Raw genomic sequence first — 12,444 nt, 5'->3', positions numbered from 1 at the left:
ATTTTTTTCGGCTACCTGCAAAGTTCTCCATCCTATCTGCATAAATCCTTAGTTTACCTGCCTAATCAATTCCACACCCAAACTAGAAGTCAAAATAACCAGGCCGCTACCTTATTTATCATGCATGGATCGGGAGTGCATTTTTTATTACGATTAAATCAGGAAATATCTACTAAGCATGATTGATTGACAATAATACTAGATTAACATATTATTAATTCGAGATAAATGATTTACGAATAATTAAATTTGAGGTAAAAAGGAGAATAATATAAATGAATGTATTAGTAGTAAAAGCAAATAATCGTCCAGCTTCAGAGGCAGTATCAAGTAAAATGTATGAAACTTTTATGGAGAATTTAGAAGGTGTGAATGTCACAACTTTTGATGTTTTTGCGGAAGATATGCCTTACTTTGGCCAAGATTTATTCAATGCTTTCGGTAAAGTTGAATCAGGCGAGGAAATGACTGACCTAGAAAAACGTCTTCTTGCTGCAAAACAAAAAGCAATGGATGCTCTTACAGCTGCTGACTTAGTTGTATTCGCATTTCCATTATGGAACTTAACCATCCCAGCACCATTACAAACGTTTATTGATTATGTATACCAAGCTGGTTTCACTTTCAAGTACGATGAAAATGGTCAAGCTGTTCAATTAATGACACATAAGAAAGCGATTATTCTAAGTGCACGTGGCGGTGTTTACTCAACCCCGGAAGCAGCACCAATGGAAATGTCAGCAACTTATATTAAAAATGTGGTTGGCGGCGTATTCGGTATGGAAATTGTAGACGAAGTTATTATTGAAGGTCATGCAGCAATGCCAACTCAAGCTGAAGCGATTATTGCTGAAGGACTAGAAAAAGTAAAAGAAGCAGCAAAAAAACTAGCACCAGTAGCTGTATAATCATGTAAGAAAAGCGCTTGGATTCAAAATTAACGGGTTCGGTTTTGAAGTGCAAAATTATGACTAGCAAATATATTCGCTATGGAATTCACAGTATAATTAACAAGAAATTAACACTATAAGTAGCAAAAAATAAAAGGCATTGTTAAATTAACAATGTCTTTTTTTGTTGGTTTTTATTTCCAAATAGCTAATATGCTATTATCTCTATTTGTTTGGTCGCAACCTGATAAAGTGTAGTCTGTACTTTCATCAGTTTCATTAACATCAATTGATTTGCAAGTTGCGGTACTAACACTTCCAGTGCCGAATTCGTCTCTAGTAGTATCAGTGGTTGAAGTGATTATTTCCCCATCGTATTCAAGGTCGTGCAATATTGGGTCTCCTTCGGTTGTATATCTTACAACTCTAATTTTGTCTTTTGTACCTTGATTTACATTCTCAACAAATTTCATAAACTTCTCAAGGTTCGTTATTTGACCGTGCGTATCAACAATATCTTCATTAGAAGGATTATATTTACAACCTGATATTAGTAGCAGTATTAACATAAACCAAATTGCATTCTTCATTTATTGTCCCCCTCTAATCGATTACCTTAAATAAATTGTATCATTTAAAGTGAGTTGATTGTAAGAAATTACCAATTTTTCGCACAAGAACCCGTTCATTCAATATCCCAGCGCCTTTATTTTTTTACTCAAAGTGTAGAATAATATTTTGACATGTTTTGATTAGGGCAGTAACGAGTTTTGCCTCATTCCCATAAAAACGTATAGATGGGAGCGGAATAGAGACTGCACTTCGATTGCCCAATCGGTCTACTACTACAGCCCCGACTGCACATATTCCTTCAATATGCTCTTCTCTTGAAAAAGCAACTCCTTCTCTTCGAACCATGTCTAACTCCTTTAATAGGTCATCCCGATTTGTGATGGTTTTATCCGTGTATGATCTAAGGTGTTCCGGCAGCAGGTTTTCAATCTCCGTTTTCGACAGAGAAGCGAGAATGGCTTTTCCGTTTGCTGTACAATGCAATGGAAAAGAGGCACCAGGCTGTGATGTTGCTTGTAACGGATGAGCTGCAATAATCTGATCAACAAACAGCACTTTACCATTATCTAATACAGATAGGTCAACCGTTTCATTAATCATATTGGAAAGCTGGATTAAGAATGGTCTCAATTCTTCTTTTAAATCACTATGTACCGCGCCAGCAAGCCTCGCAATCTCAGGGCCAAGTCGAAATCCGCTGTTTGCAGAAGCGGCTGTGACTAGGTTTTCTTGCTCTAGTGCAGATACAATTCTTTGGACGGTAGACCTAGCTAGATCTACCTCTTTTGAAATTTGTGAAAGGCTTAATCCTTTTGGATGCTCTCTAAGTGTCCGCAGGATTTTTGCCGCACGCGTAATAACTTGGATACTAGATGTTTTATTTTGATTTTGGTCGATGTCCTTCAAGATATACACTCCATCCTTTAACCGATTTCTCTATAAGCATTTATATTAAAACTTCAATTTCAGCTAATATCTAAGTCCATACATATATATTTATAATAACAAAATTACTCAGAAAGAATAATTGACAGGTTCTTTTATTATAACTTATACTGTAGTTAACCGCAATGCAGTACAGCTGTATCGTATCGTGGTTAAATCATTAAGTTATATCTTTTTAAATAGCTGTTTTCGCATAGATTGATGTTAAATTAGGGTTTTGAGGACAAATCACACGGTCTGTTAGAAGGATTAGTCCTTAATCAAGTGTCTTGAGGACAAATCTCTCAAGCCGTCAGAAGGATTAGTCCTTAATCAAGGGTCTTGAGGACAAATCTCTCAAGCCGTCAGAAGGATTAGTCCTTAATCAAGGGTCTTGAGGACAAATCTCTCAAGCCGTCAGAAGGATTAGTCCTTAACCAAGGGTCTTGAGGACAAATCTCTCAAGCCGTCAGAAGGATTAGTCCTTAATCAAGGGTCTTGAGGACAAATCTCTCAAGCCATCAGAAGGATTAGTCCTTAATCCAGGGTCTTGAGGACAAATCTCTCAAGCCGTCAGAAGGATTAGTCCTTAATCAAGGGTCTTGAGGACAAATCTATCAAGCCTTCAGAAAGATTTGTCCTTATCCAGGTTCTTGTACAAAAGCAACAAAGTTTACGAAAAGAGCCTTATAGATACGAAAATTAATAAATTTGATACCGATAATAGAAGTTAGTTTGAGGGAGAGCGATTGAAATGAAAAAGGAATTCGGGTTTGCTATTGTCGGAACAGGGCTAATTAGTACCACGCATTATGAGCAAATTTCGGCGATTGAAGGAGCAAAAGTGGTTGCTGTTTACTCCCGTAATGAAGAAAAGGCAAAAACACTTGCGGAAAAGGCAGGTGCAGATTGGTATACAGATTATCAAGAAATGCTAAAGAGAAAAGAGATTGATATTGTATCGATTATTACACCCAGCGGTACGCATGCTGACATGGCAATTGAGGCTGCCCGGGCAGGAAAGCATGTAATCGTTGAAAAGCCAATGGATATTTCCCTTGAGAAGGCACAGCAAATGATTGATGCATGCCGTGAGCATCATGTTAAATTAAGTGTAATTTCTCAACATCGCTTTGATGCATCTACTGTGAGGATTAAAGAGGATATTGATTCAGGGCACTTCGGAAAAATGGTTCTTGGGCAAGCCTCTGTGAATTGGTATCGTCCCCAAAGCTACTATGATACTAGTAAATGGAGGGGAACAATGGAGATGGATGGTGGCGGCGTATTAATCAATCAGGCCATTCATACCATCGATTTATTTCAATACTTCATGGGTGAAGTGGAAAGTGTTTACGCACATACAGCGATATTAGCCCAGGAAGGAATTGAAGTGGAGGATGCGGCAGTTGCCACGGTAAAATTTAAAAACGGCGGGTTGGGAACCATTGTAGCTACTACTGCTGCTTATCCAGGTCTGTCAGCCCGTTTAGAGATAATCGGAACAAATGGCACAGCAGTGATTGAGAATGATCAACTAATGAAACATTATCTCCGGAATCCAGATAATGAAACAAAGGCTTTCAACTTAGCTAGTGTTCAAAATCATTATGGGGGAGATAGTGACCATGCGTCTGTTAACCCTGCAGCACTTGATGGTTCCTCTCATCGTTTACAGTTTATCGATATGATAAATGCCATTCAGGAAGAAAGAGAACCGCTTGTGAATGGTGAAGAAGGATTAAAACCACTAAAAATTATTTTAGCTATTTATGAATCTGCACGTACAGGTCAACCTGTACTATTAGAGGATTTTTAACACTCTGGAAAAATGTCAATATTACCGTATGGAAAACTAAATAGTAATACATTTGGAGGTACAAATCGAAAAGGTTTAGTACCTCTTTAGTTTTTACATTTATTTAAAGTTGCAACGTTTCTACTATTTGTTCATTATTTATCCCGACGTAAACAGCTTTTTTCTCATTAATATTTACGGTATAAGATGCAATCCCTGCATTAGCCATCTCTCTTAGAAAATCTAAAAACGGAAGTGTAATGTTTGCAATTGTGTGTAATGCCTGATTCCGATCAAATTGATTCGAAATCTCAAAGTTAACTTGCGGTTCTGTTTTTAACTCTGAGTTTCCTGCTTTGTAAGTGGCTTCACCTGTGGCGACATCAATATCATATTGTTTAATCCCGATAGTATGAAGTTCCTCCAAAAATTCCGCAAAGCTTGTCTTCCCCGTACTTCTTCTTTCAATAGTCTCATGTAACTCTTTCTCCGTTGGTTTGTTTGTCATCATGGTTCCTCCATTTTGTGTTGTCCTTCATCATTTTAACCGGTAAGCTTGTTCTTATTCCTTATGAGATTTAATGTTTAGTTATTTAAGAAATGTGCGTAAATACAATGTGTTTCATCCAACTTTTAAAAATAAGGCTGTGTTATTATCAATTATTGATTTTCGTGTAGGTATCAGAATAAATAGGCGGAGAATTTCCGGCTATTGGATATAGAGGAAGCTTAAGATGAAGATATAAGCGGAGATATTCCGGTTAACTGCTCTAAATAAGACAAAATCCAAAGATTTGGATCATATAAGCGGAAAAATACGCTTATTTTTAATGATTTAAAAAGATTTCCCAATTTAGCTGGAAATTCTCCGCTTATTTTTCAAACACAGTGGAATCGACATTCAGTTAAAATAGCCAAAAATAATAAAGATCTTAAAAACTTCCTTTAGAGGCAAATCGTCTAAGTAATGGAAGGGGGAAAGAAGTGTGAAAGAGATGATAATTGAAGGAAGCATCACAGAGGATAATGACCTCCTGATGGATGAAATTATGAATCAATATGGACAGGAGATTTTACAGTTAACCTATTCGTATGTAAATAATAAAGCCATTGCGGAGGACCTAACACAGGATATCTTTGTTAAATGTTATAAAAACCTCCATACATATAGCGGTAAGTCTAAATTAAGGACCTGGTTGTGGCGGATTGCCATTAATCACTGCAAGGATTTCCATAGAAGTTGGTACAACAAGAATGTAATCATTGCTGGTGAAGAAATGCCTAGTAACGGTACCAAAAAAGAGCTAGTGGAACAGACAGTGATACAAAAGGAAGAAGATGATGAATTAATAGCAGCGATTATGAAACTGCCGATTAAATATCGGGAAGTAATTTACCTCTTCTACTATGAAGAGCTGCCACTTAAGGAAATTGCATTGGTAACGGACACAGGACTTAATACCGTTAAGACAAGACTAAGGCGGGCCAAAGAACTGCTGAAAGAAGAATTGGAGGAATAGGTGTGGAAGATCGCTTAAAGAATTTAAAGAAAGTCATGGATAAAAGAACATTTACGGACTTGAACTTTACAGACCGGCACCAGAAGGCAATACGTAAAGAAATAAACCAGTTGGAAGTAAGCGATGACGAAATACTTCTAGCCATCCTTCAGCTACTTGTTCAAGAAAAGACTGGTCATGAATTAACTGGACTTCTTCGAGGACGAGGAATTCAGAAGTACGAGAATAACGAAGGGTTTTTGTATACCCTATTGCATCGTTTAGAGCAGTCAGGATGCATCGAAACCAACTGGGACGAATCTGGAGCCAAATATTATCGGTTAAAAGATAAGGGCAGAAAGTTATTGAACAAAGTTGAACAAAAGCGAACAAAACGACGATTTGTATTTAAAGAATTGTTTGAGGGGTGAGTGATCATTGGCGAATAATAAAAAGCAGATATTCTTAAATGAAGTTACTGATCAAATTAAATCAAAGGAAGCAAAGACATATGTCGCAAAAGAGTTGAATTATCATTTAAAGGAAGCGAAACAAACATGGATGGCGAAGGGGTTATCGGAGACTGAAGCGGAAGAAAAAGCGGTGGAACAAATGGGAAGCCCTACAAAACTGGGTATCCAGATGAACAAGCTGCACCGTCCAAAGGTTGATTGGTGGCTGGTGACGTTGTTAGCCGCCGCTCTAGGACTTAGTTTCTTGCCGATGGTATCTCTTGGTTATATGGAAGAACCTCACTTTTTAATCTATAAAATTCTTATTGTTCTTATCGGTATTACAGCAGCAGTAGGAATCATGTTGACTGATTACCGGAAATGGAAAAAGTTCGGATGGCAATTTTATCTTATCGGTGTTTTATTTCTGCTCATCTTGATGTTTTTCCCTAACACGGTGATTAATGGGATTCCACTGATAAAGTTTGGACCTATTACCATTGAAAGTTTGATGGCTTTACCGTTTTTCTTTCTAGCATGGGCTTCGTTTTTCTACAGCGAAAAATTGAAAGTTTGGCAGTTTTTTCTGTTGTTCCTCTTACCGATTTTCCTATTTCTTCCCTTATCCAGTATTTCAACCGTCTACATCTATTGTGTAATGACATTTGTAATGCTTTGGTGGAGTAAGTTTAGTAAAAGAGTTAAATGGATGATTTCAACGGGAACATTTAGCGTAGTTTTTGTAATCTGCCTATTGGTTTGGCCATTCATTAAGCCGTATCAAGTTGTTAGACTTTTAGCGTTTATCGATCCTGAAAAGTTTTCCACCGGTGCAGGATTTACAATCCTAAAGATAAAAGAATTGATGTCAAAGGCCGGCTGGTATGGCCAGTCAGGGACAAGGGATTTCATACCGGAAGCCCATACGAATTTTGTTTTTGTGAGCTTTACCTATTACTACGGTTGGCTTTTCGGAGTTTTACTTGTGATGATTCTCTTGCTTTTTGCTGCTAGAATAATTGCCATTCAGCCAAACATAAAAGATTCATATGGAAAGCTTCTTTTAATAGGTGGCGTTGCCCTTTATAGTGTTCAACTGTTTAGCAATATCGGAATGGTACTGGGCCTCTTCCCACTGACAACAATGTCGCTGCCATTTATCAGCTACGGTCTAATGCCTACTGTGCTCAATGCCATACTAGCTGGAGTTGTGTTAAGTGTTTATCGTCGTAAAGATTTGGTAACGTCACGCTAAAACAGAAGAACCCCGATAACATATTTGTTATCAGGGTTCTTTTTTCTTATTTCAGAGGAATCCAAATTTCAGAATAATAGTCAGGACTTGATGGGTTTCCTTCTGAATAGACTTCTAAGTCAGGTGTACCAGCATGCTCATATTGATTGGATGGAAACCATTCGGAGAATATTTCCTTCCAAGCCTTGTGCATGGCATCTGGCATAGCACCGTGTACTTCAAATACTCCCCATTTTGATGCTGGTATTTCTAGTTCTAATAGACCTTCAGGCGTTTCGCCAAAATGATTTGCAGCAATCCAGTAATCCATCAAAGGTGCACCTGAATCCCTCTTATCGACACAAACGCCGAGTACACCTTTAAGTCCCCCATTATTCAACTTGAATAATAAATCATTGGTACCATCGATATGAACGTCATTCCACATCTTAGGAATCTCCACCATGTTCTCTCCATTCACACATGAAAACTCGCGCTTCACACCGACAACCTTAAAACTCTCTTTTTCCACAATTTTGTAATTCATTGGTTCGGCCCCTTTCAAATTCACCTGAATGGTCAGGCGGTTATAAGATTTCAACTTTCCAGTGTAATTTCGTGCTTGACTAGGAGTGATTCCATGCTGCCTGCGGAAAGCTTTTGAAAAAGATTCAGGAGTGTCGTAGCCATATTTTAGGGCGACATAAATAATTTTGCTATCAGTTATAGAAAGCTCTTGTGCTGCCAGTGTTAGACGCCTGCGACGAAGATATTCCCCTACAGTTATGTCTGTTAGCACAGAAAAAATACGTTGAAAATGAAACTCCGACACATTCGCTTGTTTCGCTATACTTTCGATTGAAATATCATCAAGTAAATGATTTTCCATATAATCTATTGCTTTCTGTAATGATTCTACCCATCCCATATCGCTCACTCCCTATGTACATCGTAACGACCATTCCATTTTAAATCCTGTCATTTTCTGCTCTATTCTAACAGATTACATATTTATCTGATTAATAATTCTGTTAGTATTGATACTTTTCTGAAATATTTGTTAAAAACGTTCCTTTTTTGCGAAGTTGTCAATATCTTTTTCTTTTATAAATACTGGGGGTTATTCCTGAAAATGGTAAATAAGGAGTCCTAGAAGTTAATGCCGCTAAAGCTACGTATAAACGGATATAGATGTATATAGAGCGATTTTTAAATACAATAGGTTTACTCCTGTTAAATCCTCCCACAAATATGACAAAAATCGTATGTTACGATGAATTTGTTAAAACCGAAAACTTTTAGGAGGATTCATAATGATTAAGAAAAAAGCTCTTTTAACCATAGCGGCTGCTGCGGCAGTTGTAATGGCAAATCCAGCATTAAATAAGGCAGAGGCTTCTACCTATACACCTGTTGTTCAGGAAAAGGTCTATGTGTATCAAGGATCAAATATCAATGATATTAATAGTGTAATAGAAAAATATCTTGCTAGTTTAGGTTTCACAATGCCTGTAAAGCAGCCAGTGCAGACACAAACGAATCAACCAGCACCAACACAACAACCTGCTCAGGTAACTACTCCACAACCTGTGCAGCAGCAACAGCAGCAGCCTGTGACAGAAACACAACCGGTTACAACTACACAAACGACAAGCGTATTAAGTGCTTATGAGCAAAAAGTGGTTGACCTAACTAATCAAGAGCGTGCAAAGAATGGCTTACCTGCTCTTAAAGTAGATTTAACACTTAGCAAAATGGCGCGTGAAAAATCACGTGATATGTCTGCAAATGGCTACTTTAGTCATACAAGTCCGACATACGGTTCTCCATTTGACATGATGAAAAAATACGGAATCTCGTATCGCTATGCAGGTGAGAATATTGCCATGGGGCAGCGAACTCCTGAAGAAGTAGTTAAAGCTTGGATGAATAGTGAAGGACATCGTAAGAATATTCTTAGCCCCAACTTTAACTATATTGGTGTTGGATATGTCTCACAAGGAAATTATTGGACACAGGAGTTTATTGGTAAATAGATCTACTCATAATGGCTTGGGGATATATTTTCCTCAAGCTATTTTTATTGAAGATGATTGTTTGTAGATTTTTAAAGAAAGGTGAAGCTCATAGATTCGACAAAAAATTTTCTAGGAAATAAGTGAAAGTTTGTTTTACAAAAGGAACGAACCTGTCTTTAATCAAACGTTTGTTTAACAAAAATTCCTTCTATTTATGTCGATAATCAAGCAATTATGTAAAGTAAATAACAATAAATCGACATGTCCCTGTAATTCCTATGAAACAACCCTTTGGTAACCTAAATTTAAAATGTGAATTTTGGTTAGGAGACCATGTAATGAGAAGAAAAAAAAGGAGAAGGCTTAACTGGCGAAATATAATCGGCTTATTGTTATTTATTATCCTGATTGTCGGTGGCTTATATGGGTTTACAGTCTATAATTCTTTTAATAAGGCAGTAGCAACGATGCATGAACCGCTCGACGAAAAAGATAGTAAGGAGAAGCAGACGGAAGCCTTAGAAAAGAAAGAACCATTTTCCGCCTTAATGCTTGGTGTGGATGAACGTGATGGAGATAGTGGCCGTTCGGACACGATGATTGTGTTAACCGTGAATCCAAACAATAATTCTGTAAAAATGTTGAGTATTCCAAGAGACACCATGACAGAGATTGTCGGTAAGGGAAAAGAAGATAAGATCAACCATGCTTACGCCTTTGGCGGTGTTCCAATGGCGGTAGATACTGTGGAAAACTTCCTTGATATTCCGATTGATTATTATGTGAAAATCAATATGGAGGGCTTTAAAGATATTGTTGATACCGTTGGCGGGATTAATGTCGAGAATGATTTTGGTTTTAAAGTGGAAGAAAGTAATTTTCCGACTGGTGATATTCACCTGAATGGCGAGGAAGCATTAATTTACATAAGAATGAGATACGATGATCCAAATGGAGACTTTGGCCGTCAAGAACGTCAACGCCAAGTAATTCAAGCAGTAATCAAAAAGGGGGCAAGCATCTCAAGCTTATCGAAAGCCCCAGATATCTTCAAAGCGATTGGCAGTAATGTCAAAACGAATCTTACCTTCGAAGAAATGATTAACATCCAAAAGAATTATAAGGAGGCTGGAAAAAATATCGAACAGCTTACCATTCAGTCGGAAGGAAAAATGATTGATAATATCTATTATGGAATTGTGACAATGGCAGAACAACAACGCATTCAGGATGAATTGAAAGCACAATTAGAAATAAATAGTGATAGCTGATTTTATTAGCAAAGCGATTAAAGGACTGGCGATTATCATCCCCGGTCCTTTTCTAGTGGAATTGTTGTAAAGAAGGTTTTTAGTAGCGGATAGAGAAATAATCTAGATACCTTTTGAGTGGAGATGATAGATATGTATATACCAAAACATTTTAATATCGATAATGAAGAAGTTATCTATGAATTTATTGAAAAACATAGCTTTGCGACATTGTTTTCACAGCATAATGGAGAACCTTATGCAACGCATTTGCCCTTGCTTTTAAATAGGGAAGAAGGTTTCTTGTATGGACATTTCGCACGTCAGAACCCGCAGTGGAAGGATATTGTTGGTCAGAATGTTCTTGTGATTTTTCAAGGTCCTCATTGTTATATTTCACCATCATGGTACGAAACCAATCAAGCAGTGCCAACTTGGAATTATGTTGCTATACACGTTTATGGGAAGTTGGAGATTGTAGAAGAAGAGAAGGATGTATTTGACTCATTGGTAGATATGGTAAATAAATATGAAAAACCAGATAGTTCCTATCATTTAGAGAATGTTGATGAAAGTTTTATTAAGGGCATGAGTAAAGGCATTGTAGGGTTCAAAATTCAATTTAATAAGATAGAGGGTAAAGCCAAGCTAAGTCAGAATCATCCGACAGAAAGACAAGAGTTAATTATTAAGCAGTTAGAAAATAGTAAAGATCAAAATAATATACATATAGCACAACTGATGAAGGCACAATTGAAAAATTAATGTTTGACTCTGTGGTGTACCCCACAGTTTATTATTTAGGTAGGAGGGGGAGAGAATCTGTAAAAGATTAGTGATTTTTCGAAGATGACGGGACTTAGCAAAGAAACACTACGATATTATGCCGAAGTAAAGTTACTAGAACCGGCTTACATTCATCCAGTAAACAATTACCGTTATTATGATGATGGAAGCTACTTTTTGGCGGTTCTCTTAGTGAAATTAAGGAGATTTGGCTTTACGATACAGGAGATGATTTCCGTGATGGAGGATGAGTCCTTTGCTCATTTAGAAGATTTATTGTTGCAAAAAAGAAATAATATCGAGGTGCAAATTGAAGACCTTCGTCTTCAGATAGAAGAAATTGATGAATTTATTGCATCAGGGAGGGAGGAAAAAGAGTAATGAAGTGGAAAGAAGAAATAACAATAGAGACTAATATTGAAAAAGTGTGGAGTTTATTTTTCGATGAAAATATTAAGAAAATAATGCCTAAGGTAGAGGAGCACACAATTATTGAAAAAACAGAAGTGGAAGTGGGGGCAAAGCATCAGCAAACATATCGCGAAGGAAAACGTGTGGAAACCTATATTGTTGAAACATTGGCCTTTGAAGATTCTTCGGATAAAAAGCATAAGCAAATAAGCTTTGTTTTAGGGAAGGCGTTTAAGATTTCTCTGGGTTTTACTCTGCATAAAATCGATGAAGTTCATACGAAATTTATCTACGAGGGGCAAAACGAAGGAGTTAATTTTGTAGGAAGAGCAATGCTGAAACTCGGCAGCGAGAAAAGCAACAATAAGGTGGTACAGGAGTTCCTGGAAAAGGTTGAACAGGAAGCGTTGAAAATTTTATGAGTAAGATTAAGGGCAATCAGTGGCAGTAACTGATTGCCCTTTTATTAAGAGACGTGATAGGCTGATTTTTATTACAGTTAAAACTTCCATACATAGAAGAATGAAAACATAAATATTAATAGGATGGGTAAGAAATCATTCTTAAATGTCAGGGGGTATGGAAAATAATCGTAAATCGTTATATCAC

General features: G+C 37.1%; 14 protein-coding genes. 10 read left to right on the top strand and 4 right to left on the bottom strand.

Features of this window, described 5'->3' with window-relative positions; genetic code table 11:
- Window positions 1–275 precede the first annotated feature (275 nt).
- On the top strand, window positions 276–908 hold the full coding sequence (locus tag QUG14_RS15015) for an FMN-dependent NADH-azoreductase (protein ID WP_289341339.1): 633 nt from the start codon (window positions 276–278) through the stop codon (window positions 906–908).
- A 176-nt stretch (window positions 909–1,084) separates the two neighbouring features.
- Here QUG14_RS15015 and QUG14_RS15010 read toward each other — a convergent pair whose 3' ends face one another.
- Together QUG14_RS15010 and QUG14_RS15005 are read right to left on the bottom strand one after the other, a co-directional pair.
- Entirely contained in the window at window positions 1,085–1,480 is a 396-nt protein-coding gene (locus QUG14_RS15010) for a DUF4362 domain-containing protein (RefSeq protein ID WP_289341338.1), read from the bottom strand.
- 124 nt (window positions 1,481–1,604) lie between these two features.
- Window positions 1,605–2,369, bottom strand: a complete 765-nt coding sequence (locus tag QUG14_RS15005; protein ID WP_289341337.1) for an IclR family transcriptional regulator — start codon at window positions 2,367–2,369, stop codon at window positions 1,605–1,607.
- 772 nt (window positions 2,370–3,141) lie between these two features.
- Here QUG14_RS15005 and QUG14_RS15000 point away from each other — a divergent pair.
- Window positions 3,142–4,206 carry a Gfo/Idh/MocA family protein gene (locus QUG14_RS15000; protein ID WP_289341336.1) on the top strand — a complete coding sequence of 355 codons (1,065 nt, stop codon included), beginning with the start codon at window positions 3,142–3,144 and terminating at the stop codon, window positions 4,204–4,206.
- A 103-nt stretch (window positions 4,207–4,309) separates the two neighbouring features.
- Here QUG14_RS15000 and QUG14_RS14995 read toward each other — a convergent pair whose 3' ends face one another.
- Complete coding sequence (locus tag QUG14_RS14995) at window positions 4,310–4,693, bottom strand: DUF1398 family protein (protein ID WP_289341335.1); 384 nt, start codon at window positions 4,691–4,693, stop codon at window positions 4,310–4,312.
- Window positions 4,694–5,180: 487 nt separating this feature from the next.
- Here QUG14_RS14995 and QUG14_RS14990 point away from each other — a divergent pair, with 487 nt between their 5' ends.
- The 3 genes from QUG14_RS14990 to QUG14_RS14980 are packed head-to-tail and all read left to right on the top strand — an operon-like array spanning window position 5,181 to window position 7,391.
- Complete coding sequence (locus QUG14_RS14990; RefSeq protein WP_483310807.1) at window positions 5,181–5,705, top strand: sigma-70 family RNA polymerase sigma factor; 525 nt, start codon at window positions 5,181–5,183, stop codon at window positions 5,703–5,705.
- Between the two features lie 2 nt (window positions 5,706–5,707).
- Complete coding sequence (locus tag QUG14_RS14985; RefSeq protein WP_289341333.1) at window positions 5,708–6,115, top strand: PadR family transcriptional regulator; 408 nt, start codon at window positions 5,708–5,710, stop codon at window positions 6,113–6,115.
- A 7-nt stretch (window positions 6,116–6,122) separates the two neighbouring features.
- The gene (locus QUG14_RS14980) at window positions 6,123–7,391 is read left to right on the top strand and encodes an FtsW/RodA/SpoVE family cell cycle protein (RefSeq protein WP_289341332.1); all 1,269 of its coding nucleotides are present in this window, start codon (window positions 6,123–6,125) and stop codon (window positions 7,389–7,391) included.
- A gap of 46 nt (window positions 7,392–7,437) precedes the next feature.
- On the opposite strand, the gene QUG14_RS14975 is transcribed toward QUG14_RS14980, so the two are convergent.
- Window positions 7,438–8,298 carry an AraC family transcriptional regulator gene (locus tag QUG14_RS14975; RefSeq protein ID WP_289341331.1) on the bottom strand — a complete coding sequence of 287 codons (861 nt, stop codon included), beginning with the start codon at window positions 8,296–8,298 and terminating at the stop codon, window positions 7,438–7,440.
- A gap of 388 nt (window positions 8,299–8,686) precedes the next feature.
- On the opposite strand from QUG14_RS14975, the gene QUG14_RS14970 reads away from it, so the two are divergent.
- The 5 genes from QUG14_RS14970 to QUG14_RS14950 all read left to right on the top strand — a co-directional run bounded on the left by QUG14_RS14970 (window position 8,687) and on the right by QUG14_RS14950 (window position 12,257).
- On the top strand, window positions 8,687–9,406 hold the full coding sequence (locus QUG14_RS14970) for a CAP domain-containing protein (RefSeq protein ID WP_289344154.1): 720 nt from the start codon (window positions 8,687–8,689) through the stop codon (window positions 9,404–9,406).
- A gap of 320 nt (window positions 9,407–9,726) precedes the next feature.
- Window positions 9,727–10,659 (top strand): polyisoprenyl-teichoic acid--peptidoglycan teichoic acid transferase TagU, encoded by a 933-nt coding sequence (tagU, locus tag QUG14_RS14965; protein WP_289341330.1) that lies wholly within the window; start codon window positions 9,727–9,729, stop codon window positions 10,657–10,659.
- A gap of 132 nt (window positions 10,660–10,791) precedes the next feature.
- A complete protein-coding gene (locus QUG14_RS14960; protein WP_289341329.1) occupies window positions 10,792–11,403 on the top strand; it encodes an FMN-binding negative transcriptional regulator in 612 nt (203 codons plus the stop codon).
- A 66-nt stretch (window positions 11,404–11,469) separates the two neighbouring features.
- On the top strand, window positions 11,470–11,805 hold the full coding sequence (locus QUG14_RS14955) for a MerR family transcriptional regulator (protein WP_289344153.1): 336 nt from the start codon (window positions 11,470–11,472) through the stop codon (window positions 11,803–11,805).
- Window positions 11,805–12,257 carry an SRPBCC family protein gene (locus QUG14_RS14950; RefSeq protein ID WP_289341328.1) on the top strand — a complete coding sequence of 151 codons (453 nt, stop codon included), beginning with the start codon at window positions 11,805–11,807 and terminating at the stop codon, window positions 12,255–12,257. The genes QUG14_RS14955 and QUG14_RS14950 overlap by 1 nt, the downstream gene beginning before the upstream one ends.
- Window positions 12,258–12,444 lie beyond the last annotated feature (187 nt).

It is taken from the genome of Neobacillus sp. CF12 (genome assembly GCF_030348765.1).
GTDB lineage: Bacteria > Bacillota > Bacilli > Bacillales > Cytobacillaceae > Neobacillus.
This window is presented reverse-complemented; position numbering and strand designations above follow the sequence as displayed.